This is a genomic window from Pseudomonas moraviensis subsp. stanleyae, from assembly GCF_036283065.1.
GTDB lineage: Bacteria > Pseudomonadota > Gammaproteobacteria > Pseudomonadales > Pseudomonadaceae > Aquipseudomonas > Aquipseudomonas stanleyae.
Genome location: NZ_JAADJI010000006.1, coordinates 34,707 through 60,238 on the forward strand (window position 1 = coordinate 34,707; position 25,532 = coordinate 60,238).

At 59.5% G+C, this 25,532-nt stretch carries 19 protein-coding genes; 16 read left to right on the forward strand and 3 right to left on the reverse strand.

What is annotated here, in order from left to right:
* The first annotated feature begins 116 nt into the window (after positions 1–116).
* The 11 genes from GXB78_RS11870 (at position 117) to GXB78_RS11920 (ending at position 14,230) form a co-directional block, all read left to right on the forward strand.
* Positions 117–2,933 (forward strand): LPS-assembly protein LptD, encoded by a 2,817-nt coding sequence (locus GXB78_RS11870; protein WP_329515527.1) that lies wholly within the window; start codon positions 117–119, stop codon positions 2,931–2,933.
* Positions 2,908–4,230: a peptidylprolyl isomerase SurA gene (surA, locus tag GXB78_RS11875; protein ID WP_329515528.1), complete on the forward strand. Its 1,323-nt coding sequence runs from the start codon at positions 2,908–2,910 to the stop codon at positions 4,228–4,230. The genes GXB78_RS11870 and surA overlap by 26 nt, the downstream gene beginning before the upstream one ends.
* A complete protein-coding gene (pdxA, locus tag GXB78_RS11880; protein WP_329515529.1) occupies positions 4,227–5,216 on the forward strand; it encodes a 4-hydroxythreonine-4-phosphate dehydrogenase PdxA in 990 nt (329 codons plus the stop codon). The genes surA and pdxA overlap by 4 nt, the downstream gene beginning before the upstream one ends.
* Positions 5,213–6,031, forward strand: a complete 819-nt coding sequence (rsmA, locus tag GXB78_RS11885; protein WP_329515530.1) for a 16S rRNA (adenine(1518)-N(6)/adenine(1519)-N(6))-dimethyltransferase RsmA — start codon at positions 5,213–5,215, stop codon at positions 6,029–6,031. Before pdxA ends, rsmA begins: the two co-directional genes overlap by 4 nt.
* Before the next feature lie 112 nt (positions 6,032–6,143).
* Positions 6,144–6,524: a Co2+/Mg2+ efflux protein ApaG gene (gene apaG / locus GXB78_RS11890; protein WP_329515531.1), complete on the forward strand. Its 381-nt coding sequence runs from the start codon at positions 6,144–6,146 to the stop codon at positions 6,522–6,524.
* A complete protein-coding gene (locus tag GXB78_RS11895) occupies positions 6,524–7,405 on the forward strand; it encodes a symmetrical bis(5'-nucleosyl)-tetraphosphatase (RefSeq protein ID WP_329515532.1) in 882 nt (293 codons plus the stop codon). Before apaG ends, GXB78_RS11895 begins: the two co-directional genes overlap by 1 nt.
* 33 nt (positions 7,406–7,438) lie before the next feature.
* The gene (glpE, locus tag GXB78_RS11900; RefSeq protein ID WP_329515533.1) at positions 7,439–7,768 is read left to right on the forward strand and encodes a thiosulfate sulfurtransferase GlpE; all 330 of its coding nucleotides are present in this window, start codon (positions 7,439–7,441) and stop codon (positions 7,766–7,768) included.
* 296 nt (positions 7,769–8,064) lie between these two features.
* Positions 8,065–9,987, forward strand: coding sequence for a PrkA family serine protein kinase (locus GXB78_RS11905; protein WP_039757710.1), 1,923 nt, complete (start codon positions 8,065–8,067; stop codon positions 9,985–9,987).
* A gap of 119 nt (positions 9,988–10,106) precedes the next feature.
* Positions 10,107–11,378 (forward strand): YeaH/YhbH family protein, encoded by a 1,272-nt coding sequence (locus tag GXB78_RS11910; protein WP_039757709.1) that lies wholly within the window; start codon positions 10,107–10,109, stop codon positions 11,376–11,378.
* A complete protein-coding gene (locus tag GXB78_RS11915; protein ID WP_024014545.1) occupies positions 11,375–12,937 on the forward strand; it encodes a SpoVR family protein in 1,563 nt (520 codons plus the stop codon). The genes GXB78_RS11910 and GXB78_RS11915 overlap by 4 nt, the downstream gene beginning before the upstream one ends.
* 63 nt (positions 12,938–13,000) lie before the next feature.
* On the forward strand, positions 13,001–14,230 hold the full coding sequence (locus tag GXB78_RS11920) for a multifunctional CCA addition/repair protein (RefSeq protein WP_329515534.1): 1,230 nt from the start codon (positions 13,001–13,003) through the stop codon (positions 14,228–14,230).
* An 83-nt stretch (positions 14,231–14,313) separates the two neighbouring features.
* Here GXB78_RS11920 and folK read toward each other — a convergent pair whose 3' ends face one another.
* Both folK and folB read right to left on the reverse strand, forming a co-directional pair.
* Positions 14,314–14,832, reverse strand: a complete 519-nt coding sequence (gene folK / locus GXB78_RS11925; RefSeq protein ID WP_329515535.1) for a 2-amino-4-hydroxy-6-hydroxymethyldihydropteridine diphosphokinase — start codon at positions 14,830–14,832, stop codon at positions 14,314–14,316.
* On the reverse strand, positions 14,823–15,179 hold the full coding sequence (folB, locus tag GXB78_RS11930; protein WP_064365404.1) for a dihydroneopterin aldolase: 357 nt from the start codon (positions 15,177–15,179) through the stop codon (positions 14,823–14,825). The genes folK and folB overlap by 10 nt, the downstream gene beginning before the upstream one ends.
* Before the next feature lie 74 nt (positions 15,180–15,253).
* Here folB and plsY point away from each other — a divergent pair, with 74 nt between their 5' ends.
* Positions 15,254–15,823 (forward strand): glycerol-3-phosphate 1-O-acyltransferase PlsY, encoded by a 570-nt coding sequence (gene plsY, locus GXB78_RS11935; RefSeq protein ID WP_024014548.1) that lies wholly within the window; start codon positions 15,254–15,256, stop codon positions 15,821–15,823.
* 22 nt (positions 15,824–15,845) lie between these two features.
* On the opposite strand, the gene tsaD is transcribed toward plsY, so the two are convergent.
* Positions 15,846–16,871, reverse strand: coding sequence for a tRNA (adenosine(37)-N6)-threonylcarbamoyltransferase complex transferase subunit TsaD (gene tsaD, locus GXB78_RS11940; protein ID WP_329515536.1), 1,026 nt, complete (start codon positions 16,869–16,871; stop codon positions 15,846–15,848).
* Between the two features lie 199 nt (positions 16,872–17,070).
* On the opposite strand from tsaD, the gene rpsU reads away from it, so the two are divergent.
* The 4 genes from rpsU (at position 17,071) to GXB78_RS11960 (ending at position 25,525) form a co-directional block, all read left to right on the forward strand.
* Entirely contained in the window at positions 17,071–17,286 is a 216-nt protein-coding gene (gene rpsU, locus GXB78_RS11945; protein ID WP_002551877.1) for a 30S ribosomal protein S21, read from the forward strand.
* Between the two features lie 486 nt (positions 17,287–17,772).
* Positions 17,773–19,737, forward strand: coding sequence for a DNA primase (gene dnaG / locus GXB78_RS11950; protein ID WP_329515741.1), 1,965 nt, complete (start codon positions 17,773–17,775; stop codon positions 19,735–19,737).
* Between the two features lie 67 nt (positions 19,738–19,804).
* On the forward strand, positions 19,805–21,652 hold the full coding sequence (gene rpoD / locus GXB78_RS11955; RefSeq protein WP_039757703.1) for an RNA polymerase sigma factor RpoD: 1,848 nt from the start codon (positions 19,805–19,807) through the stop codon (positions 21,650–21,652).
* Positions 21,653–21,778: 126 nt separating this feature from the next.
* Positions 21,779–25,525, forward strand: a complete 3,747-nt coding sequence (locus GXB78_RS11960) for a bifunctional diguanylate cyclase/phosphodiesterase (RefSeq protein ID WP_329515537.1) — start codon at positions 21,779–21,781, stop codon at positions 25,523–25,525.
* Positions 25,526–25,532: the final 7 nt, after the last annotated feature.

The following is a 25,532-nucleotide window of genomic DNA, read 5'->3' on the forward strand; positions in this document are numbered from 1 at the left end:
ACGGCGCTAGCCGTCAAGCGGGTCATGCTTTATTATCCAGCATCTTTTTCAGACCATCGAGAGGCGTGCGGCCCACACCGCGGGCAGATGGCACGCAGGAAGCCCGGACTAATAAGATGGCATTGAAATCCCCCGCGTTTCGTAAAAAATTTCCGTTGTTGGTAACCGGCAGTCTGCTGGCTATGCAACCTCTGGCCAGTCAATTCGTTGTTGCCGCCGAGCAGTATGACTGCTCCGTCTCGGCTACGGGTGGCTGGGACTGTGCGCCCAAGTCGCCCGCCGCGGCATTGCCGCCGCGTCCGGTGCATGACGGCAGTGCCGTCAGCTCTGTTGGCGAGGCCCCGGCCGACAACGGTTCCGGCACAGAGACCGGTGCGAAAACCGCACTGGTCACCGAAGCCAAGGGCCGTGGCCTGAAATCCCGTAGCGAAGACTACAGTCACCTCGACTGGGTTCCGCGCGAGAAGCTCACTGCCGCGCAGCTGGCCGAGACCGGTCCTTACTGCTCTGGTTCCTATATCGAACCGATTCGTCCTGGCATGAATGACAAGACGAATAAAAGTGACGCGCCGACCTTCATCGGTGCCAAAGCGTCGCGTTACGAACAGGACACACAGGTCGCCAGCCTTGCCGGTGACGTGGTCATGCGTCAGGGCAGCATGCAGGTTGAGGCCGACGAGGCGAACCTGTATCAGGCCGAAAGCCGTGGCGAACTGGCCGGCAACGTGCGCATCCGCGACAACGGCGCGCTGATCGTCGGCGACCACGCCGATGTGCAGCTCGACACCGGTGAAGCCAAGGTCGACAACGCCGAATACGTGATGCACAAATCGCGCATCCGCGGTAACGCGCTGTACGCCAAGCGTGCCGAAAACGCGATCATCCGCTTGAAGGACGGCACGTACACCACGTGCGAACCGAACAGCAACGCCTGGCAGCTCAAGGGCAACAACATCACCTTGAATCCGGCCACCGGTTTCGGTACCGCGACCAACGTGACCTTGCGCGTCAAAGACATTCCGATCCTGTACACGCCGTACATCTACTTCCCGATCGACGACCGTCGCCAATCGGGCTTCCTGCCGCCGACCATCGGCTCGGGTAGCGACACCGGCTTCATGCTGGTCACGCCGTACTACTTCAACCTGGCGCCGAACTACGACGCCACGTTGTACCCGCGCTATATGAGCAAGCGCGGCATGCTGGTCGAGGGTGAGTTCCGCTACCTGACCAAGTCGAGTGAAGGTCAGTTTGGTGCCTCGTACCTCAACGACGAGAATGATGATCGCAAGCGTCAGTCCGACTACAACGAGACTCGCTACATGTACAACTGGCAGCACAAGGGCGGTCTCGACTCCCGCGTGCTGACCCAGGTTGACTACACCAAGATCAGCGACCCTTATTACTTCCAGGACCTGCAAACCGACCAGATCGGCGTCAAGAGCGACGACTTCGTCAACCAGCAGGGCTCGGTCACCTATCGTGGCGACAGCTACACCGCACGCCTCAACGCACAGCAGTATCAACTGGCAACCGTTTCGAACATCACACCGTATGGCCGTCTGCCGCAGATCACTTTCAATGGTCAGCTGCCGTACCATCCGGAAGGCCTGAATTTCGATTACGAGACCGAGCTGGTGCGTTTTGACCGCGACCTGCGCAGCGGCACGTTTGTTCAGGAAGACGGCATCACTACCGAGTCGCGCCTGGATAACAACATCACCGGCCTCGACCGCGCCAATGGCGATCGTCTGAACCTGAAACCAGGTGTCAGCCTGCCGATGAACTGGACGTATGGTTTCCTGAAGCCATCGCTCAAGTACCAATACACTCAGTACCAACTCGATCTGGACAGTACTGGCAAACAGGACATCATTGCTCAAAAAGCTGCTGCCGCAAGCGCTGGCACCAAATACATCGGTGGCAATTTCGACAGCAACCAGAACCGCGGTGTGCCAATCGCCAGCATTGATGGCGGCCTGTACTTCGACCGCAACACCTCGTATTTCGGCAAGAACTATCGTCAGACCTTGGAACCACGCCTCTTCTACCTCTACGTGCCGGAGAAGGATCAGGAAGACATTCCAGTCTTCGACACCAGTGAATACACCTTCAGCTACGCCTCGCTGTTCCGCGACAACCGCTTCTCCGGCGCCGACCGTGTCGGTGACGAGAACAAGCTGTCGCTGGGCGTGACCAGTCGCTGGATTGAAGACAACGGTTTCGAGCGTCAGCGCATCAGCGTCGGCCAGGCTCTGTACTTCAAGGATCGCAAGGTTCAACTGCCGGGTATCGCCTTCAACGATCGTGACGACGCAAAATCCGACGTTTCGCCGTACGCGCTGGAATACGAATACCGCTGGAACCGCGATTGGCGCACCACCGCCGATTACAACTGGGACCCGGACAGCCGCAGCCCACGCTCCGGCAGTGCGATGTTCCACTATCAGCCGGAAGACAACCCGAACAAGGTGGTCAACGTCGGTTATCGCTATCGTAACGACCAGGTTCGTTATGACCAGAACACCGGTAAATGGCAGGTGGGCGGCGGCGACTACGGCACCCCGGGTCAGCCTGGCTACGTGAAGGACTACTACAAGATCCAGCAGCATGACTTCTCGGTCATCTGGCCGATCGTTCCGCAGTGGAACGCCATCAGCCGCTGGCAGTACGACTACAACCGCAATCGCACGCTGGAAGCTTTCGGTGGTTTCGAATACGACAACTGCTGCTGGAAACTGCGCCTGATCAACCGTTACTGGGTTTCCTATGACGAGTTCAGCCAGGAAGCTCCGCAAAACGAAAAAGGCGACCATGGCGTCTTCCTCCAAATTGTTCTGAAGGGACTCGGCGGCCTGACTGGCGCCAAGGTAGAGAGCTTCCTCGACAAAGGCATTCAAGGTTATCGTGAACGTGAAGACCAAGCTTTCTGATTGTCTGCGCCCGCTGCTGCTGGGCGCGCTGTTCCTGGGTACGGCGGCCAACGCCGCCGTACAGTCCATCGATAAAGTGGTGGCGATCGTCGACAACGACGTAGTCATGCAGAGCCAACTGGACCAGCGCGTTCACGAAGTTCAGCAGACCATCGCCAAGCGCGGCGGTGGCCTGCCGCCTCCGGGCGTGCTGGACCAACAGGTGCTTGAGCGCCTGATCGTCGAAAACCTGCAACTGCAGATCGGCGAACGTTCCGGTATCCGCATCACTGACGAAGAACTCAACCAGGCTGTTGGCACCATCGCCCAGCGCAACAACATGACGGTCGATCAGTTTCGTGCTGCGCTGGCTCGTGATGGCCTGAACTATGACGATGCCCGTGATCAGATCAAGCGCGAGATGATCATCAGTCGAGTGCGTCAGCGTCGCGTGGCCGAGCGTATTCAGGTGTCCGAACAGGAAGTGAAGAACTTCCTCGCCTCGGACCTCGGCAAAATGCAGCTGTCTGAAGAATTGCACTTGGCCAACATCCTGATTCCGACCCCGGAAAGCGCCAACTCTGAAGCCATTCAGAGCGCCGCGCGTCAGGCCATGGAGGTTTACCAGCAGCTCAAGCAAGGCGCTGACTTCGGTCAGATGGCCGTGGCCAAATCCGGCAGCGACAACGCCCTGGAAGGCGGCGATATGGGCTGGCGTAAAGCCGCACAACTGCCACCTCCGTTCGATCGCGAACTGAGCAGCATGGCCGTCGGCGACATTACTCAGCCTGCACGTACGCCGGGCGGCTTCATCATTCTGAAGCTGCTGGGCAAACGTGGCGGCGAAACGCAGATGCGCGACGAAGTTCATGTGCGCCACATCCTGGTCAAGCCAAGCCCGATCCGCGACGAGGCCAAGACCAAGGCACTGGTGCAATCGTTGTATGACCGCATCACTGCCGGCGAAGACTTTGCCGAGTTAGCGAAGAATTATTCGGAAGACCCGGGTTCCGCCCTCAACGGCGGCGACCTGAACTGGATCGACCCGAACGCACTGGTTCCGGAATTCCGCGAAGTGATGGCCAAGACCCCACAAGGTCAGCTGTCCAAGCCATTCCAGACCCAATACGGCTGGCACGTGCTGGAAGTCCTTGGCCGCCGCGCCACTGACAGCACCGAACAGGCCCGTGAGCAGCAAGCCATGACCGTACTGCGTAACCGCAAATACGACGAAGAGCTGCAAACCTGGCTGCGTCAGATCCGTGACGAAGCATACGTAGAGATCAAACTCCCTGGTGCAGACCAGGCAGCGCAGTGAAACCCAAGCGTTTCGCGCTGACACCCGGCGAACCGGCCGGCATCGGTCCTGACCTGTGCCTGCTGCTCGCCTCGCAAGCCCAGCCACACCCCCTAATTGCCATCACCAGCCGCGACCTGCTCCTTGAGCGGGCCGCGCAGCTGGGGCTGGCTGTCACGTTGCTGGATGTCGCGCCTGATCACTGGCCGGACGCTCCGGCGCCGGCCGGCAGCCTGTATGTCTGGGATACGCCGCTCAGCGCCCCCGTGGTTGCCGGGCAACTGGACAAGGCCAACGCCGCGTTTGTCCTCGAAACCCTGACCCGTGCCGGCAACGGCTGCCTCAACGGCGACTTCGCCGGGATGATCACTGCACCGGTGCATAAAGGCGTGATCAACGAATCGGGCATCGCCTTCTCCGGACACACTGAATTTCTCGCCGACCTGACGCACACCGCGCAAGTGGTAATGATGCTTGCGACTCGCGGATTGCGCGTGGCTCTGGTCACTACGCATCTGCCTCTGCGCGAGATTGCCGACGCAATCACCCCGGAACGGCTGGAGCGAGTGACGCGGATTCTGCATAGCGACCTGCAAGAAAAATTCGGCATCGCCCAGCCACGCATCCTGGTCTGCGGGCTCAACCCGCACGCCGGTGAAGGCGGACATCTGGGCCATGAAGAAATCGACATCATCGAACCAACATTAGAGCGCCTGCGCGGCGAGGGCATGGACCTTCGTGGCCCGCTGCCCGCCGACACTCTGTTTACCCCAAAATATCTGGAGCACTGCGACGCAGTGCTGGCGATGTACCACGACCAGGGCCTGCCCGTGCTCAAGTACAAAGGCTTCGGCGCTGCGGTCAACGTGACGCTGGGCCTGCCGATCATTCGCACCTCGGTCGACCATGGCACCGCCCTGGATCTGGCCGGCAGCGGCAGGATCGACACCGGTAGCCTGCAAGTCGCCCTGGAAACCGCCTACCAGATGGCCGAGACCCGTTTATGAACGAGCAATACCAACACAAGGCGCGCAAGCGCTTTGGCCAGAACTTCCTGCACGATGCCGGCGTTATCGACCGCATCCTGCGCTCTATCCACGCCAGACCCGACGATCGCCTGCTGGAAATCGGCCCGGGCCAGGGTGCCCTGACCCAAGGCCTGCTTGGCTCTGGCGCGCAACTCGACGTGGTGGAACTGGACAAGGATCTGATCCCGATCCTCAACCAGCAGTTTGCCGGCATGAGCAATTTCAACCTGCATCAGGGTGATGCGCTGAAATTCGACTTCAACACGCTGAATGCCGCGCCGAACAGCCTGCGGGTAGTCGGCAACCTGCCGTACAACATCTCCACGCCACTGATTTTTCACTTGCTGAACAACGCCGGCATCATTCGTGACATGCACTTCATGCTGCAGAAGGAAGTGGTCGAGCGTCTGGCGGCGGGTCCGGGTGGTGGTGACTGGGGCCGTTTGTCGATCATGGTTCAATACCATTGCCGCGTGGAACATCTGTTCAACGTCGGCCCGGGCGCATTCAATCCGCCGCCGAAAGTCGACTCGGCGATCGTTCGTCTGGTGCCGCACGCGGTACTGCCGCACCCGGCCAAGGATCACAAGTTGCTGGAGCGCGTTGTCCGCGAAGCTTTCAATCAGCGCCGCAAAACCCTGCGCAATACCCTCAAGCAATTGCTCAGCAACGCTGAAATCGAAGCCGCTGGCGTCGATGGCAGCCTGCGTCCCGAGCAACTGGATCTGGCCGCGTTCGTGCGCCTGGCTGACCAGCTCGCGATACAGGTCCCGGCAGCTCCCGCCGCCGACTGACTGGCGATGAACGCTATCGGGCAGCACACCACTCTGGTTTACTGCCCGATACTTGCCTAGACTGATTCCCCATCAGCTACGCCCCGCGTTCCGCTTCATAAGGCCTTCTTGCATGTCCGATTCCCGTTATCAGGTCGATGTCAGCGTCGTCACCCACTATCTGGCAGACCAATCGCAACCCGAGCACGACCGTTTCGCCTTCGCCTACACCATTACCGTGAACAACAACGGCGATCTTCCGGCCAAGCTTCTGTCCCGGCACTGGGTTATTACCGATGGCAACGGCCATGTCGAAGAAGTACGCGGCGAAGGTGTTGTCGGGCAAAAGCCGTTGATCGCCCCTGGTGATAGCCACACATACACCAGCGGCACCGTGATGACGACCAAGGTCGGCACCATGCAGGGCACTTATCAAATGCTCGCCGACGACGGCGAACGTTTCGATGCGATCATCAAACCGTTTCGCCTCGCCGTGCCCGGAGCCCTGCACTGATGACGACGTACGCCGTCGGTGACCTGCAAGGCTGCCTCGAACCGCTCAAGTGCCTGCTCAAACAAGTTGCCTTCGACCCGGCGCTTGACCGACTGTGGCTGGTCGGCGATCTGGTCAACCGTGGTCCGCAGTCGCTGGAAACCCTGCGCTTTCTCTACGAGATGCGGGAATCACTGGTCTGTGTGCTCGGCAATCACGATCTGCATCTGCTGGCCGCCGCGAAGAAGATCGAGCGCTTGAAGAAAAGCGACACACTGCGCGAAATCATCGAGGCGCCGGATGGCCCGCAACTGATGGAATGGCTGCGCCAGCAGAAGCTGATGCATTACGACGAAATGCGCGATGTTGCCATGGTCCACGCTGGCATCCCGCCGCAATGGTCGCTGCGCCGCGCCTTGAAGTGCGCCGCCGAGGTCGAGACCGCACTGCGCGACGACAACGTGTTCCCCGCCTACCTCGACGGCATGTACGGCAACGAGCCGGCGAAATGGGACAGCGACCTCAAAGGCATCGATCGCCTGCGGGTGATCACCAATTACTTCACGCGCATGCGCTTTTGCACCGCCGAAGGCAAGCTTGACCTCAAGAGCAAGGAAGGCCTCGACAGCGCCCCGCCCGGCTACAAGCCGTGGTTTCAGCACAAGGAGCGCAAAACCAAAGGCCTGCGTATCATTTTTGGCCACTGGGCGGCGCTCGAAGGCAATATCCACGAGCCGGGGATTTCGGCGCTGGATACCGGATGTGTATGGGGCGGCAGCCTGACGCTGATGAACGTCGACAGCGGCGAACGCCTGTCATGCAAATGCGATGAACACGGCGGGCTTGCGTCCTCGGTCGTGCCGCTTATCCCCGAACCTTCGCCAGTCGGCGCACCGCGTTAGACTGCATTTTCAGTTGAGCTACAGGAACCCGCCATGAGCGAATTCAAACGAATCCCCCCGGAACAGGCCCAGGCCCTGCGTGAACAAGGCGCCATTGTGGTCGACGTGCGCGATCCGGCGACCTTCGCCGCGCTGCACATCAGCGGTTCGAAGCATCTCGATAACCATTCACTGCACGCTTTCATTCAAGGCGCCGACCTTGATGCACCGACCGTCGTGGTCTGCTACCACGGCAATTCCAGTCAGGGCGCAGCCGCCTATCTGGTCAGTCAGGGCTTCTCCGACGTTTACAGCATGGACGGCGGCTTCGAGTTGTGGCGTACGACTTATCCGTCGGAAACCGCGCAAGGCAGCGCCGAATAATTTTTTTGCACGGCGCAGGCCCCGGCAGCCGTGGGCCTGCGCACGGCAGACGAACGGTCTGCCACAACTAATTACGTATCTCGCCTTTACCTCTCGAATTCCCAACTATCCTTAAGCGCAGGCCATCCAAATCAGGGGAGAGCCGGTACACCGGCGCGCGGGTCATCGGGAGTAGCTTTCGCGGTTTGTCGACCGTGGAAGAATTCTGGGGGGTAAACAGCAGCTGCCACAGCGACTGCTGCCAGCATCGACTGAGTGATCCGGCGTCGGCTCCACGTATCGAGCGAGGTGACGTCATGAGTATCTTTAGCCACTTCCAACAACGCTTCGAGTCCACACGCCAGGAAGAACTCTCGCTGCAAGAGTACCTGGAGCTGTGCAAGAAAGACCGTAGCGCCTACGTTTCCGCCGCCGAGCGTCTATTGATGGCCATCGGCGAACCGGAACTGCTCGACACTTCGACCAATTCGAGGCTGTCGCGCATCTTCTCCAACAAGGTGATCCGCCGCTATCCGGCCTTTGAAGACTTTCACGGGATGGAAGAATGCATCGACCAGATCGTCTCGTATTTCCGCCACGCCGCCCAAGGCCTGGAAGAGAAGAAACAGATCCTCTATCTGCTCGGCCCCGTTGGCGGCGGTAAATCGTCCCTGGCCGAGAAGCTCAAACAACTGATGGAAAAAGTGCCCTTCTACGCCATCAAGGGCTCGCCGGTTTTCGAATCGCCTCTGGGTCTGTTCAACGCCACCGAAGATGGCGCGATCCTCGAGGAAGATTTCGGTATTCCACGGCGCTACCTGAACACCATCATGTCGCCTTGGGCGACCAAGCGCCTGGCCGAATTCGGCGGCGACATCAGTCAGTTCCGCGTGGTCAAGCTGTACCCCTCGATCCTCAATCAGATCGCCGTAGCCAAGACCGAACCCGGTGACGAGAACAACCAGGACATCTCGGCGCTGGTCGGCAAGGTCGATATCCGCAAGCTCGAAGAATTCCCGCAGAACGACGCCGACGCCTACAGCTATTCCGGTGCGCTGTGCCGCGCCAACCAGGGCCTGATGGAATTCGTCGAAATGTTCAAGGCACCGATCAAGGTGCTGCACCCGCTGCTGACCGCTACGCAGGAGGGTAACTACAACAGTACCGAAGGCCTCGGCGCGATTCCGTTCACCGGGATCCTGCTGGCTCACTCCAACGAATCGGAGTGGCACACCTTCCGCAACAACAAGAACAACGAGGCGTTCATCGACCGGATCTACATCGTCAAGGTGCCGTACTGCCTGCGCGTCAGCGATGAAGTGAAGATCTACGACAAACTGTTGTTCAACAGCTCCCTGTCCAAGGCGCACTGCGCACCGGACACCTTGAAGATGCTTGCGCAGTTCACCGTGCTGTCGCGCCTCAAGGAGCCGGAGAACTCCAACATCTACTCGAAGATGCGTGTTTACGATGGCGAAAACCTCAAGGACACCGATCCAAAGGCCAAGTCGATTCAGGAGTACCGCGATTCGGCCGGTGTCGACGAAGGCATGAACGGTCTGTCGACCCGCTTCGCCTTCAAGATCCTCTCCAAGGTGTTCAACTTCGACCCGCATGAAATCGCCGCCAACCCGGTGCACCTGCTCTATGTACTGGAGCAGCAGATCGAACAGGAGCAGTTCCAGGCCGAAACCCGCGAGCGCTATCTGCGTTATCTGAAGGAATACCTGGCTCCGCGGTACATTGAGTTCATCGGCAAGGAAATCCAGACTGCCTATCTGGAGTCCTACAGCGAGTACGGCCAGAACATCTTCGATCGCTACGTGCTGTACGCGGATTTCTGGATTCAGGACCAGGAGTATCGCGACCCGGAAACCGGCGAAATCCTCAACCGCGTGGCCTTGAACGAAGAACTGGAGAAAATCGAGAAACCCGCCGGCATCAGCAATCCGAAGGATTTCCGCAACGAGATCGTCAACTTCGTCCTGCGCGCCCGGGCCAACAACAACGGCAAGAACCCGACCTGGCTCAGCTACGAAAAACTGCGGGTGGTCATCGAGAAGAAAATGTTCTCCAACACCGAAGACCTGCTGCCCGTCATCAGCTTCAACGCCAAGGCCAGCAAGGAGGATCAGCAGAAGCACAACGACTTCGTTACGCGAATGGTTGAACGTGGCTATACCGATAAACAGGTACGCCTGCTGTCCGAATGGTACCTGCGGGTCCGCAAGTCGCAGTGAGGCAGCTGCAAGCTATAAGCCACAAGCTGCAAGAACGAAGCGCGTGAGCCGGAAAACACCGGCATTCGCTTCTACTTGCAGCTTGCAGCTCGAAACTTGAAGCTCCCCGGAGGGGCCTTATGAGCTATGTGATCGACCGACGCCTCAATGGCAAGAACAAGAGCACGGTAAACCGTCAGCGGTTTCTGCGGCGTTACCGTGACCACATCAAGAAGGCTGTCGAAGAGGCAGTCAGCCGCCGCTCCATTACCGATATGGAGCACGGGGAACAGATCAGTATTCCCGGTCGCGATATCGACGAGCCGGTGCTTCACCATGGTCGCGGCGGCAAACAGACCGTGGTGCATCCCGGCAACAAGGAATTTACTGCCGGCGAACACATCGCCCGCCCACCGGGAGGCGGTGGTGGACGCGGTCCGGGCAAGGCGGGCAACTCCGGCGAAGGCATGGACGAGTTCGTCTTCCAGATCACTCAGGAAGAATTCCTCGAGTTCATGTTCGAAGACCTCGAACTGCCGAACCTGGTCAAACGCAACCTGACCGGCACCGACACTTTCAAAACCGTACGCGCCGGGATCAGCAACGAAGGCAATCCGTCGCGGATCAACATCATCCGCACATTGCGTTCCGCTCATGCGCGGCGCATTGCCCTGTCTGGCAGCAGCCGCGCGAAACTGCGCGAGGCCAAGGAAGAGCTGGCGCGGCTCAAGCGCGAAGAACCGGACAATTTCGGTGATATCCAGGAACTCGAAGCCGAAATCGAGAAACTCAGCGCGCGTATCCATCGGGTACCGTTCCTCGATACCTTCGACTTGAAATACAACCTGCTGGTCAAACAACCCAACCCCAGCTCGAAAGCGGTGATGTTCTGCCTCATGGACGTTTCCGGCTCGATGACGCAGGCGACCAAGGACATCGCCAAGCGCTTTTTCATCCTGCTGTACCTGTTCCTCAAGCGTAACTACGACAAGATCGACGTGGTGTTCATCCGTCACCACACCAGCGCCCGGGAAGTCGACGAAGAGGAGTTTTTCTATTCTCGTGAGACCGGCGGCACCATTGTTTCCAGCGCTTTGAAACTGATGCAGGAAATCATGGCCGAGCGCTATCCGAGCAACGAGTGGAATATCTATGCCGCACAGGCATCCGACGGCGACAACTGGAACGACGATTCGCCGATCTGCCGCGACATCCTGATCAATCAGATCATGCCGTTTGTGCAGTACTACACTTACGTGGAGATCACCCCGCGCGAACATCAGGCCCTGTGGTACGAGTACGAACGCATCGCCGAAGCCTTTTCTGACACTTTTGCCCAGCAGCAACTGGTCTCGGCCGGAGATATCTATCCGGTCTTCCGTGAACTCTTCCAGCGCAGGTTAGTGACATGACCGCCAAAGAGCAGAAGCGCCAACCTATTTCCACCGGCTCCGAATGGACATTTGAGCTGATCCAGACCTACGACCGCGAGATTGCCCGGATCGCGGCCCGCTACGCACTGGATACTTATCCCAACCAGATCGAAGTGATCACCGCCGAGCAGATGATGGACGCCTATGCCTCAGTGGGCATGCCGCTGGGTTACCACCATTGGTCCTATGGCAAACACTTCCTCAGTACCGAGAAGTCCTACAGTCGCGGGCAGATGGGCCTGGCCTACGAGATCGTGATCAACTCCGATCCGTGTATTGCTTACCTGATGGAAGAAAACACCATCTGCATGCAGGCGCTGGTGGTGGCCCACGCCTGCTACGGGCACAACAGCTTCTTCAAGGGTAACTACCTGTTCCGCACCTGGACGGATGCCAGCTCGATCATCGACTATCTGGTGTTCGCCAAGCAGTACATCATGCAGTGCGAAGAACGCCACGGCATCGACGCCGTGGAAGATCTGCTCGATTCCTGCCACGCCCTGATGAATTACGGCGTCGACCGCTACAAGCGCCCCTATCCGATTTCTGCCGAAGAAGAACGCCGGCGGCAGAAGGACCGTGAAGAGCACATGCAGAAGCAGATCAATGATCTGTGGCGCACCATTCCCAAGGGCGCGGACAAATACAGCGACAAGGACAACGCCCGTTTCCCGGCCGAGCCGCAGGAAAACATCCTCTATTTCATCGAGAAGCATGCGCCGCTGCTGGAACCATGGCAGCGCGAGATCGTGCGCATCGTGCGCAAGATCGCCCAGTATTTCTATCCGCAGCGCCAGACTCAGGTCATGAACGAAGGCTGGGCGACGTTCTGGCATTACACGCTGATGAATGACCTGTATGACGAAGGCCTGGTCACCGACGGCTTCATGATGGAGTTCCTTACCTCGCACACCAGCGTGGTGTTCCAGCCGGGCTTCGACAGCCCGTACTACAGCGGCATCAACCCCTACGCTCTGGGTTTCGCCATGTACCGCGACATCCGCCGCATGTGCGAAGAGCCTACCGAAGAAGACCGCCGCTGGTTCCCGGACATCGCAGGGTCCGATTGGCTGTCGACCATCAAGTTCGCCATGAGCAGCTTCAAGGACGAGAGCTTCATTCTGCAGTACCTCTCGCCGAAGGTGATCCGCGATCTGAAGCTGTTCAGCATTCTTGATGACGACCAGAAAGATGATCTGCTGGTGCCCGCCATTCATGACGAGGGCGGCTACCGCATCATCCGCGAAACCCTGGCAGCGCAGTACAACCTCGGCAATCGTGAACCGAACGTGCAGATCTACAGCATCGACCGACGCGGTGATCGCTCGCTGACGCTGCGTCATCAGCAGCACGACCGCAAACCGTTGGGGGATTCTACCGAAGAAGTGCTCAAGCACTTGCACCGGTTATGGGGCTTCGACATTCATCTGGAAACCCTGCAAGGCGACCAGATCATGAAAACCCATCATGTGCCGCCGCGCAGCGAGCACAGCGAAGGTGATTACGGCCGGCTCGATTTGGCCGTGATTCATCTTTGATCCGGTTCTGGCCTCCGCAAGTCTGACGCAAGGGTTATCCTGTCGGACTGACGGAGGTTTTTTATGCAGGTTTACAAGGTTGGCGGCGCGGTACGCGATCGCTTGTTGGGATTACCGGTCACTGATGTCGACCGGGTCGTGGTGGGCGCCACCACTGAAGAAATGCTAGCCAAGGGATTTCGCCCGGTGGGCGCGGATTTCCCGGTGTTTCTGCACCCGAAAACCGGCGAGGAATACGCCCTCGCCCGCACGGAACGCAAGAGCGGCCGCGGTTATGGCGGCTTCACTTTCCATGCAAGTCCCGAAGTCACGCTGGAAGAAGACCTGATCCGCCGGGACCTGACCATCAATGCCATGGCCGAGGATGATGAGCTCAACCTGACCGATCCGTATCATGGCCAGCGCGACCTCGAAGCGCGCATTCTGCGCCATGTTTCCCCGGCATTCGCCGAAGATCCCCTGAGGGTACTCCGCGTTGCCCGTTTTGCTGCGCGCTATGCCGGCCTCGGCTTTACGGTCGCGGAGGAGACCATGGAGCTGATGCGTCAGCTCAGCGAGTCCGGAGAATTGCAGGCACTGACTGCCGAACGCAGCTGGAAGGAAATTTCCCGGGCCCTGATGGAAAACCACCCTAAGATATTCATTCAAGTGTTGCGCGACTGTGGCGCACTCAAAGTGCTGATGCCGGAAGTTGACGCGTTGTTCGGCGTACCGCAGCCGCTGGCCCATCACCCGGAAATCGACACAGGCTTGCACACCTTGAGCGTGCTGGAGCAATCAGCCCTGCACAAGCAACCGCTGACAGTGCGCTGGGCGTGCCTGCTGCACGACTTGGGCAAGAGCCTGACGCCGGAAGAAGAATGGCCTCGGCATATCGCTCATGAGCACACCGGATTGAAGCTGATCAAAGCGGTCAACGAGCGCTTTAAGGCACCCAAGGACTGTCAGGAACTGGCACTGCTGGTCGGGCAGTATCACACCCATGGGCACCGGGCTCTGGAGCTGAAAGCCTCGACTTTGCTGGAGTTGCTGCAGAGTTTCGATGTCTATCGGCGGCCGCAGCGCTTCGAGGAATTCATCGCCGCGTGCGAGATGGATGCCCGTGGCCGTAAAGGTCTGGAGCAGCGCAGTTATCCACAGGCGGATTATTTGCGCGGAGCGGCGAAGGCTGCGCAAGCGGTGGCGGTGCAGCCATTGCTGGAAAAGGGCTTCAAGGGGCCGGAACTGGGTGAAGCGCTAAAGCAGGAACGACTGAAGGCGTTGAAAGCCTATAAAGACGCGGCGACAGCCTAGAAAGCTTCGCGAGCAGGCTCGCTCCCACAGGAGACCTCGATCCAATGTGGGAGCGAGCCTGCTCGCGAAAGCGCAATTTGATATCACCGCAAATCCGAAGGTGTGAGCTGCTCGCCGCGCCACTCAAATCCCACCGGCGCCAACACCTGATCAATCTGCGCCTCCGCCCACAACGTCGCAAAGCTTTTGCCCACACCCGGATGCACCCGCTGCGGCGCAATCAACGACAGCGGCCATAACACGAAAGCGTTTTTCAGTATTTCCGCCCGCGGCAGGATCAAGCCGTCGAAATTACCCACCAGATCGCCATACAGCAGCACGTCGATATCCAGCGGCAGCCCCTTGCGATCCGGCGCATAACGACCGTTATCCGCCTCGATGAATTTCAAACGGCGGTCCAGCTCCATCAACGGCAGGTCGGTGTAGGCCGAGATCACGAAATTGAAGAACGGCCCGCTCTTGATGCCCACCGGCTGGCTCTCGAACACCGCTGAACAACGGATATCCACCAGAAATTTGGCCAGTGCATCGAGACCGGCGCGCAAATGGGTTTCGCGCTCGATATTGCTACCGAGCCCGAGATAGACCTGAGTCAGCGACATCCGCGCTCAATCTCCACACCCACACCGCCCTTGGCCGCCGGCACGGCGCCCGGCTTGGTCAGTTTCAGTCGCACCCAAGTGATGTTGAATTCGGCCATGAGCACCTCGACCAGACGCTCGGCAAAGGTCTCGACCAACTGGAACTGCGCCTGCTCGGCAAAAGCCTGGATGCGCGTGGAAACGCTGGCGTAATCGAGCGCCAGGGTCAGGTCGTCACCGGCGGCGGCCGGGCGATTGTCCCAGGCGAAGCTCAGATCAAGCCGCAGACACTGACGGATGCCGCGCTCCCAGTCGTAGGCACCAATCACGGTGTCGACTTCCAGGCCCTCGATAAACACTCTGTCCAAGCACTTCTCTCCGCTGCACGACAAGGGCGCGATGCGCCGTTAGAATCAGGGCGTCCTCGCCCGGAATAGTTAGCATGTTTTGGTTACTGGCGATTCTCGCCTACCTGCTCGGCTCGCTGTCCTTCGCCATCTTGCTCAGCCGCCTGACCGGAAATCCGGATCCGCGAATGAGTGGCTCGGGTAATGCCGGCGCCACCAACATGCTGCGCCTGGCCGGTCGCAAACTGGCGATCCTGACCCTGCTCGGTGATCTGTGCAAAGGCCTGCTGCCGGTGCTGATCGCCTCCAGCGCGGGCCTTTCTTTGCAGGATCAGGCCTGGATTGGCGTGTGCGCCGTGATCGGTCACCTGTTCCCGCTGTACTTCCGTTTTCGTGGCGGCAAAGGCGTTGCCACTGCTGCCGGCATGCTGCTCGGCCTGTATCCGCCCGCCGCGCTGCTGGCGGTATGCGCCTGGCTGCTGACGTTCTACTTGACCCGCACCAGCTCGCTAGCGGCGCTGATTGCCACGCCATTGACCCTGCCGTTGCTGGCCTGGCAGGAGCCAGAAGCCTTGCTGCCAATGAGCGCACTGACCTTGCTGATTGTCTGGCGTCATCGCGGCAATCTACGCGACCTGTTTGCCGGGCGCGAACGGCATTTCTAACTGCCGTCCGTGGCAACGCTCATCACAACGCCGACAACTGCTCCATCGGCCAGCGTGCCTGCACAGTGATTGCCAGACTTTCCTGCTGACCGGCCTTCAGGCGCTGGCAACCGGCGAACGCGATCATCGCGCCATTGTCGGTGCAGAACTCCGGGCGCGCATAGAACACATCGCCCTTCATATCGCCGAGCATCTTTTCCAGGGAAATCCGCAACGCCTTGTTGGCGCTGACGCCGCCGGCGATCACCAGCCGCTTCATGCCCGCCTGCTTCAGGGCGCGCTTGCACTTGATGGTCAAAGTCTCCACCACGGCCTGCTGGAACGCCAGCGCGATGTCGCAACGGGCTTGCTCGCCGTCGTCCCCGGCGCTGACGCATTGCTGCCAGGTGTTGAGGGCGAAGGTTTTCAGGCCGCTGAAGCTGAAATCCAGACCCGGGCGATCGCACATCGGCCGTGGAAAGGTGAAACGTCCTGCGACGCCCTTCTCGGCCAGTTTGGCGATTTCCGGCCCGCCGGGGTAATTGAGGCCCATCATCTTCGCGGTTTTGTCGAAAGCTTCGCCGGCCGCATCGTCGAGCGTCTCGCCGAGCAGGCTGTATTGGCCAATGCCATCAACCTGAACCAGCTGCGTATGCCCACCGGAAACCAACAAAGCGACGAACGGGAATTGCGGCGGTTTCGGCTCCAGCATCGGTGCCAGCAGGTGGCCTTCCATGTGGTGCACACCAAGAGCCGGAATGCCCCAGGCAAACGCCAGTGCCTGCGCGCAAGACGCACCGACCAGCAGCGCACCGACCAGGCCAGGACCCGCGGTGTAGGCGATCGCATCGATCTCGGTCGGCACGCAGTCGGCCTCGGCCAACACCTGACGGATCAAGGGCAGCATGCGTTTGACGTGGTCACGCGAAGCCAGCTCCGGCACCACACCGCCATAGACGCGGTGCAGGTCGATCTGACTGAACAGCGCATCGGCCAGCAGGCCGCGCTCGCTGTCATACAATGCGACGCCGGTTTCGTCGCAGGAGGTTTCTAATCCCAGTACTAGCATGGGTTTGCGCCTTGTTTAGGCTGAATTCGAAGGCGCGCATAATAGTCGCCATGTGATGCCCCGACTAGCGGTTTTCGATCAGAGGCTTTGCATTCCGAGCGATGAGGGGTTAACATCCGCAACCCTTAAAAACCGACGTCTTCAAGTGCTCTTTTGCCGCGAGGATGTTGACCCCGGTAATGAATGAAGGTAGCTCTGGATGCCAGCCGTCAAAGTAAAAGAGAACGAACCCTTCGACGTAGCTCTGCGTCGTTTCAAGCGCTCCTGCGAAAAAGCCGGTGTACTGGCTGAAGTTCGTAGCCGCGAATTTTACGAGAAGCCAACTTCTGAGCGTAAGCGCAAGGCAGCAGCCGCTGTTAAGCGTCACGCCAAGAAAGTTCAGCGCGAACAGCGCCGCGCCGTTCGTCTGTACTAATACACAGACGTTCGTAGCAAGCTTCTTGCCTAAGCCCGGCCCTCAGCCGGGCTAATGGCATTTGCGTAAAACGCTTGATGCTTCACCGTCGACGCCGCCGATGCGACCGAGACAAATCTGCTTCACCGCGTCAGGCCTGGCTTTTTTGCCAGCGGTGCACGTCTTTTCTGACGAGCCTTTCAAGGCTACTGACGAGCACACCCACTGATTCCTCTTACGACGATCAGCCCAAGGCACCTGCATGCGTGCCCGCTTTATTGAGCTATCCGAGGCCGACAACCGGCCGTCAGCGGATTCAGCGCAACACTTTCACATAGTCGAAGACTGATAGGTACTAACGTCAGTGGATTTTCGGCAGATACACTTCCCGACAGCGATCACGCAGACGACACCGGTCGAACCGTACTTTTTGTGCGTTTCCAGCAATGGCCCGCGTCCGACAGCCCGTCGCAACGGATTTATTGCAGCGCAGACGACGAGAACGCCATGGCCGGGCTGATTCCCCAGAGCTTCATTGACGACCTGCTGAACCGCACCGACATCGTCGACGTGGTCAGCTCGCGCGTGCAATTGAAGAAGGCCGGCAAGAACTACACCGCCTGTTGCCCGTTCCACAAAGAGAAAACTCCGTCGTTCAGCGTCAGCCCCGACAAGCAGTTCTATTACTGCTTCGGCTGCGGCGCTGGTGGCAACGCCCTCGGCTTTCTCATGGATCACGACAACCTGGATTTCCCCCAGGCCGTCGAAGATCTGGCCAAAGCCGCCGGCATGGAAATCCCCCGCGAAGAGAGCGGCCGTGAGCGCAAGCCGCGCCAGCCGACCGATTCGCCGCTGTACCCGCTGCTCACTGCCGCCGCCGACTTCTATCGGCAAGCGCTCAAGAGTCATCCATCGCGCAAGGCTGCGGTGGATTACCTCAAGGGTCGCGGCCTGACCGGCGAGATTGCCCGGGATTTCGGCCTCGGTTTTGCGCCACCGGGCTGGGACAATCTGCTCAAGCATCTGAGCAGCGACACCCTGCAACAGAAGGCCATGATCGAAGCCGGTCTGCTGATCGAGAACGCCGAAACCGGCAAACGCTATGACCGCTTCCGTGATCGCGTAATGTTCCCGATCCGCGACACCCGTGGACGGATCATCGCCTTCGGCGGTCGCGTACTGGGCGACGACAAGCCCAAGTACCTGAACTCACCGGAAACCCCGGTATTCCATAAAGGCCAGGAACTCTACGGCCTCTATGAAGCGCGCAAGAACAACCGCAACCTCGACGAAATCATCGTCGTTGAAGGCTATATGGACGTCATTGCCCTCGCCCAGCAAGGCTTGCGCAATGCCGTCGCCACGCTGGGTACCGCGACCAGCGAAGAACACCTCAAGCGCCTGTTCCGCGTCGTGCCGAACGTATTGTTCTGCTTCGACGGCGACCAGGCCGGTCGCAACGCCGCATGGCGCGCTCTGGAAGCGACATTGCCGTGCCTGCAGGACGGTCGCCGCGCACGATTTCTGTTTCTGCCCGAAGGCGAAGACCCGGACACCTTGGTTCGCGCCGAAGGCACCGACGCTTTCAAGGCGCGCATCAATCAGCACGCGCAGCCGCTGGCCGATTATTTTTTCCAGCAGTTGACCGAAGAGGCCGACCCGCGCTCGCTCGAGGGCAAGGCGCACATGGCCACCCTCGCTGCGCCGCTGATCGACAAGGTGCCGGGCGCAAACCTGCGCATTCTCATGCGTCAGCGCCTGACCGAAATCACTGGCCTGAGCAGCGAAACCGTCAGCCAACTGGTCCAGAGTGCGCCGCAGGAAGCGCCGCCCGCCTACGATCCTGGCATCGATTACGACGCCATGCCGGACTACAGCGACTACCATCAGCCGCAGGCACAGGACATGTACGCGCCGCAGCAGGAATGGACGCCGAAGAAACCCGGCGCCGGCGGCAAGAAGTGGGACAAGAAGCCCTGGGACAAGAACGGCAAGCGTGGTGGCGATCGCGAACAGCAGCGCCCGCGTACGCCGATTGGCGTTGAATCGCCCACCCTGACGGCCCTCAGAACATTGCTCCATCATCCGCAACTGGCCAAGCGGGTTGAAGACGCCGGGCACATTGCCGATGAAAATCAGACCAACGCCCAGTTGCTTGTGGCGCTGCTTGAAGCCGTACAGAAGAATCCCAAGCTAAACTCATTTCAGTTGATCGCGCGATGGCACGGTACTGAACAGGGTCGCTTGCTCAAGGCGCTGGCAGAAAAGGAATGGCTGATTGACGGAGATAACCTTGAACAACAGTTTTTCGACACCATTACTAGCTTGTCAGCCCGCCAACGCGAGCGAAATCTCGAACAGTTACTCAGGAAAGCGCGGCAAAGCGAACTGAGCGTCGAAGAGAAAAATCAACTGCGCGACCTTTTGAGTCGCAATGTTTCCGCATCAAACCCGACCTCAACTGGCGCGTGAGGTCATAGCTCAGGTATAATCCTCGGCTTGTTTTTTGCCCGCCAAGACCTTCAGTGGATAGGGTGTTATGTCCGGAAAAGCGCAACAGCAGTCTCGTATTATTGAGTTGATCAAACTGGGTCGTGAGCAGAAGTATCTGACTTACGCCGAGGTCAACGACCACCTGCCCGAGGATATTTCAGATCCGGAGCAGGTGGAAGACATCATCCGCATGATTAACGACATGGGGATCCCCGTACACGAGAGTGCTCCGGATGCGGACGCCCTTATGTTGGCCGACGCCGATACCGACGAGGCCGCTGCGGAAGAAGCAGCCGCTGCGTTGGCGGCGGTGGAGACCGATATCGGTCGCACCACTGACCCGGTGCGCATGTACATGCGTGAAATGGGTACGGTCGAGCTTCTGACCCGTGAAGGCGAAATCGAAATCGCCAAGCGGATCGAAGAAGGCATTCGTGAAGTGATGAGCGCAATCGCGCACTTCCCAGGCACGGTTGACCACATTCTCTCCGAGTACACCCGCGTCACCACCGAAGGTGGTCGCCTGTCCGACGTTCTGAGCGGTTATATCGACCCGGACGACGGCATCGCGCCGCCTGCGGCAGAAGTTCCGCCGCCGGTCGATCCGAAAGCCGTCAAGGCCGACGACGACACCGACGACGATGAAGCCGAATCTTCCGATGACGAAGAAGAAGCCGAAAGCGGTCCGGACCCGGTCATTGCTGCGCAGCGCTTCGGCGCCGTGGCCGACCAGATGGAAATCACCCGCAAGGCCCTGAAAAAGCACGGTCGTCACAACAAGGCAGCGGTTGCCGAGTTGCTGGCCCTGGCCGAGCTGTTCATGCCGATCAAACTGGTTCCGAAGCAATTCGAAGCCCTGGTCGAGCGTGTGCGCAGTGCCCTGGATCGTCTGCGTCAGCAAGAGCGCGCGATCATGCAGCTGTGCGTACGTGATGCACGTATGCCACGCGCCGATTTCCTGCGTCAGTTCCCGGGTAACGAAGTCGACGAAAGCTGGTCCGACGCCCTGGCCAAAGGCAAGAGTAAGTACGCCGAAGCCATCGGTCGCGTGCAGCCGGACATCATCCGTTGCCAGCAGAAGCTGATCGCGCTGGAAACCGAGACCGGTCTGACCATCGCCGAAATCAAGGACATCAACCGTCGCATGTCGATCGGTGAGGCCAAGGCCCGCCGCGCGAAGAAAGAGATGGTTGAAGCCAACCTGCGTCTGGTGATCTCGATCGCCAAGAAGTACACCAACCGCGGCCTGCAATTCCTCGATCTGATCCAGGAAGGCAACATCGGTCTGATGAAAGCGGTGGACAAGTTCGAATACCGTCGTGGTTACAAGTTCTCGACTTATGCCACCTGGTGGATCCGTCAGGCGATCACTCGCTCGATCGCCGACCAGGCCCGCACCATCCGTATTCCGGTGCACATGATCGAGACGATCAACAAGCTCAACCGTATTTCCCGGCAGATGCTGCAGGAAATGGGTCGCGAACCGACCCCGGAAGAGCTGGGCGAACGCATGGAAATGCCTGAGGACAAGATCCGCAAGGTACTGAAGATCGCCAAAGAGCCGATCTCCATGGAAACCCCGATCGGTGATGACGAAGACTCCCATCTGGGCGACTTCATCGAAGACTCGACCATGCAGTCGCCAATCGATGTCGCCACGGTGGAAAGTCTGAAGGAAGCGACTCGCGAAGTGCTGTCCGGCCTCACTGCCCGTGAAGCAAAGGTCCTGCGCATGCGTTTCGGTATCGACATGAACACCGACCATACGCTCGAAGAAGTGGGCAAACAGTTTGACGTAACGCGTGAGCGGATCCGTCAGATCGAAGCCAAGGCGCTGCGCAAGCTGCGCCACCCGACACGAAGCGAGCATCTGCGCTCCTTCCTCGACGAGTGATACCAGAACCCCCGGCCCAGGCCGGGGGTTTTGTTTTATGGCAGATTAAATTCCCCGCCCCACCCTCCCCGCCGCATACCCCGTCTACACTCGAAACAATCACCCCCAAGCCCTGACGAGAGCGTTATGCCCAGACTGGCGCCCGTGCTTTTTCTGCTGTCATTGATGATCTGCACCGCCACGGCTGACGCGCTGACTCTCACCGATGAAGAACGCAGCTGGCTGGCGGCTCACCCTGACTTGCGCCTGGGTGTCGACGCGTCGTGGCCGCCCTTTGAATTTCGCGACGACCAGAACCGTTATCAGGGTCTGGCTGCCGACTATATCGACGTGATCCGTCAACGCTTGGCAATCAAACTTACGCCTATCGAACCATTGAGCTGGACGGTGGTGCTGGAGCAGGTGAAGAAGGGCAAGATCGATTTGCTACCGGGGATCATGTCTACGCCGGAACGCCAGAACTATCTGTCATTCACCCGGCCGTACCTCGACTTTCCGATCGTCATCCTCGCCCATGTCGGCGGCGCCCAGCCGCGCAAACTCGATGACCTGTACGGGCTGAAAATCGCCGTGGTGGACAACTACGCCCCCCACGAACTACTACGCACTCACCACCCCGACCTGAATCTGGTCGCCATGCCCAACGTCAGTTCGACGCTGCAAGCCTTGGCGACTGATGAAGTGGACGCGGTGGTCGGTGACCTGGCTTCCAGCGTCTGGAGCCTGCGCCAGCTCAAACTCGACGGCCTCTACGTCAGTGGCGAAACCCCGTACCGCTATCAGCTGGCGATGGCCGTGCCCCGCGACAACAAGGTACTGGTGGGGATTCTCGACAAGGTCCTCGCCGACATGACGCCGGCGGAAATCAGCAGCATCCAGGAGCATTGGGTCGGCAATGTGCTCGACCATCGCTCGTTCTGGTCAGACCTGCTGGTGTATGGCCTGCCCGGTCTGCTACTGCTGATCACCGTCCTCGCCGTGGTGATTCGCATCAACCGCCGCCTGAGCTCGGAAATCACCCGGCGCATCGACCTCGAGCAGGAATTGCGCAGCAGCGAATATCACTACCGCGGTCTGGTGGAAAGTCTGTCGGCCATCGCCTGGGAAGCGCGGATGAGCGACTTCACCTACAGCTATGTTTCGCCCCATGCCGAAGACTTGCTCGGTTATCCACAGTCCCATTGGCTGATTCCCGGCTTCTGGCACAACATCATCCACCCCGCCGACCTGACCCGCACGCAGAACTATTGCAAGGACGCCCTGCGCCAGGGCCTCGATCACATTGTCGATTACCGCGTGATAACCGCTGACGGCCGCTGCCTGTGGGTACGCGATATCGTCAGCCTGATCGAGCATGGCCACGAACCGGTGATGCGCGGGTTGATGATCGATATCAGCGAGATCAAGCGCACCGAGGAGGCGCTGCGCCTGTCCGAGCAAAAGTTCGCGTCAGTGTTCGAGCAATGCCCGGACATTCTGGTGATTGCGCGCCTGTCCGACGGCTGCCTGCTGGAGGTCAACGAAGCCTTCGAGGAGCAGATCGGCCTCCGGGCCGAGGACGTCATCGGCCAAACCGCCACCAACCTCAATATCTGGGGCATTCCCGGGGTCGGCCCGGGCCTGTTGCAGCGCTTGCAGGCCGGCAGCATCCGCAATCTGGAGATGCCCTTTCGCCGCAACAACGGCCAGGTATTCACCGGGCTGATTTCCGCTGAACCTTTCGACCTCGACACCACGCCGGCGCTGGTGGTTGTGGTGCGCGACATCAGTCAGCTCAAGGAAACCCAGCAGCAACTGCAAACCTCCGAAGAGAAGTTTGCCAAAGCGTTTCATGCGTCGCCGGACGGTCTTCTGCTGTCGCGCCAAAGCGACGGCCTGTTGTTGGAGGTCAACGAAGGTTTCAGCCGCATCACCGGCTTCAACAGCGCCATGTCAGTGGATCGGTCAACGCTGGATCTCGGGATCTGGGTCAACCTCAACGAACGCAAACAGATGCTCGACCTGTTGCACCGCGACGGTTTTGTCCGTGACTTCACCTGCCATATCCGTCGCAGTGACGGGCAGATTCGCCTGTGCGAGGTCTCCAGTCGCCCGCTGCCGATCGGCGACGAGGACTGCATGCTTACCATCGCCCGCGACATCACCGAACGCCATCTCATGCAGGAAAAACTGCAACAGGCCGCGACCGTTTTCGAGAGCACCGCCGAAGGCGTGTTGATCACCGATACCCAACAACACATCAGCGCCGTCAACCGCGCCTTCACCGAAATCACCGGCTACAGCGAAAGCGAAGCGCTGGGCCACACGCCAAGGCTATTGGCGTCTGGGCTGCATGACAGCGCGTTCTACGCAGCGATGTGGCACCAGTTGACCGACGAAGGCCACTGGCAAGGCGAGATTTCCAACCGGCGCAAGAACGGCGAGCTGTACCCGAGCTGGCTGACCATCAGCGCCGTGCGTAACCGCGACAAGTTCATTACTCACTTCGTCGCGGTGTTTGCCGATATTTCCAGCCTCAAGCACGCCCAGGCCAAGCTCGATTACCAGGCTCACCACGACCCGCTCACCGGCCTGCCCAATCGCACCTTGTTCGAAAGCCGCCTGCAAATGGCTCTGACAAGCCAACAGGAAAATGGCGGCCAGGGCGCGGTGCTGTTTCTCGATCTCGACCGCTTCAAGCACATCAACGACAGCCTCGGTCACCCGGTCGGCGACCTGTTGCTCAAGGGCATCGCCGTGCGTTTGAAGGAGCAACTAAGGGATATCGACACCGTCGCGCGGTTGGGCGGTGACGAATTCATCATTTTGCTGCCGGGCTTGCAGCAAGCCAGCGACGCCGACAACATCGCGACGAAACTGCTTAACTGCTTCGGTGCGCCGTTCCAGGCTGGCGAACACGAATTCTTTATCAGCGCCAGCATCGGCACCAGCCTCTACCCGCGCGACGGTTGCGATGTGGCCACATTGGTGAAAAACGCTGACGCGGCGATGTACCGATCCAAAGCCAAGGGGCGCAACCGGGTCGAGAGCTACACCCGCGACCTCACCGCCCAGGCCAGCGAACGCATAGCACTGGAACACGAACTGCGCCGCGCCATCGAGCGCGATGAGCTGTTTCTCTGCTACCAACCGAAAATCAGCCTGGTCGACCACAGCCTGGTCGGTGCAGAAGCATTGATACGCTGGCGCCACCCGACCTTCGGCGAAGTACCGCCCGAGCACTTCATCCCACTGGCCGAAGAGAACGGCATGATCCTGCAGATCGGCGATTGGGTGCTGGACACCGCTTGCCGGCAGATGTTCGAGTGGAACCAGATCTACCAACCGCTGGGGCCACTGTCGGTAAACCTCGCCGGCGCGCAGTTGCGTCAACCGAACCTGCTGGTGCGCATCGAACAACTGCTCAAGGAAAACCGCCTCAGGCCGGATTTACTGCAACTGGAAATTACCGAGAATTTCATCATGAGTCAGGCCGAAGAGGCGCTGGCGGTGCTGCACCAGCTCAAACACCTCGGCGTACAACTGGCCATCGATGACTTCGGCACCGGCTATTCCTCGCTCAGCTACCTCAAGCGCCTGCCACTGGACATTCTCAAAATCGACCAGTCCTTCGTCCGCGGACTGCCCGACGATCCGCACGATGCGGCGATCGTACGCGCCATCATCGCGCTCGGCCGCAGCATGCAATTCACCGTGATTGCCGAAGGCGTGGAAACCCAGGCGCAACAACAATTCCTCGCCTCTGAGGGCTGTGAACAGATCCAGGGCTACATCGTCAGCCTGCCGCTGCCGCCGGACGAATTCGCCGCGACATTTCTGCATGTAACCGTATCGGATTTTTCGGATAGCACAGCCGCGAAACCGTCGCTATAATCCGCGG

Coding starts and splice junctions, on each gene's coding strand:
- GXB78_RS11870 (WP_329515527.1), top strand. CDS start 117: ATGGCATTGAAATCCCCCGCGTTTCGTAAAAAATTTCCGTTGTTGGTA.
- rsmA (WP_329515530.1), top strand. CDS start 5,213: ATGAACGAGCAATACCAACACAAGGCGCGCAAGCGCTTTGGCCAGAAC.
- apaG (WP_329515531.1), top strand. CDS start 6,144: ATGTCCGATTCCCGTTATCAGGTCGATGTCAGCGTCGTCACCCACTAT.
- GXB78_RS11895 (WP_329515532.1), top strand. CDS start 6,524: ATGACGACGTACGCCGTCGGTGACCTGCAAGGCTGCCTCGAACCGCTC.
- glpE (WP_329515533.1), top strand. CDS start 7,439: ATGAGCGAATTCAAACGAATCCCCCCGGAACAGGCCCAGGCCCTGCGT.
- GXB78_RS11905 (WP_039757710.1), top strand. CDS start 8,065: ATGAGTATCTTTAGCCACTTCCAACAACGCTTCGAGTCCACACGCCAG.
- GXB78_RS11910 (WP_039757709.1), top strand. CDS start 10,107: ATGAGCTATGTGATCGACCGACGCCTCAATGGCAAGAACAAGAGCACG.
- GXB78_RS11915 (WP_024014545.1), top strand. CDS start 11,375: ATGACCGCCAAAGAGCAGAAGCGCCAACCTATTTCCACCGGCTCCGAA.
- GXB78_RS11920 (WP_329515534.1), top strand. CDS start 13,001: ATGCAGGTTTACAAGGTTGGCGGCGCGGTACGCGATCGCTTGTTGGGA.
- folK (WP_329515535.1), bottom strand. CDS start 14,832: ATGTCGCTGACTCAGGTCTATCTCGGGCTCGGTAGCAATATCGAGCGC.
- plsY (WP_024014548.1), top strand. CDS start 15,254: ATGTTTTGGTTACTGGCGATTCTCGCCTACCTGCTCGGCTCGCTGTCC.
- tsaD (WP_329515536.1), bottom strand. CDS start 16,871: ATGCTAGTACTGGGATTAGAAACCTCCTGCGACGAAACCGGCGTCGCA.
- rpsU (WP_002551877.1), top strand. CDS start 17,071: ATGCCAGCCGTCAAAGTAAAAGAGAACGAACCCTTCGACGTAGCTCTG.
- dnaG (WP_329515741.1), top strand. CDS start 17,773: ATGGCCGGGCTGATTCCCCAGAGCTTCATTGACGACCTGCTGAACCGC.
- rpoD (WP_039757703.1), top strand. CDS start 19,805: ATGTCCGGAAAAGCGCAACAGCAGTCTCGTATTATTGAGTTGATCAAA.
- GXB78_RS11960 (WP_329515537.1), top strand. CDS start 21,779: ATGCCCAGACTGGCGCCCGTGCTTTTTCTGCTGTCATTGATGATCTGC.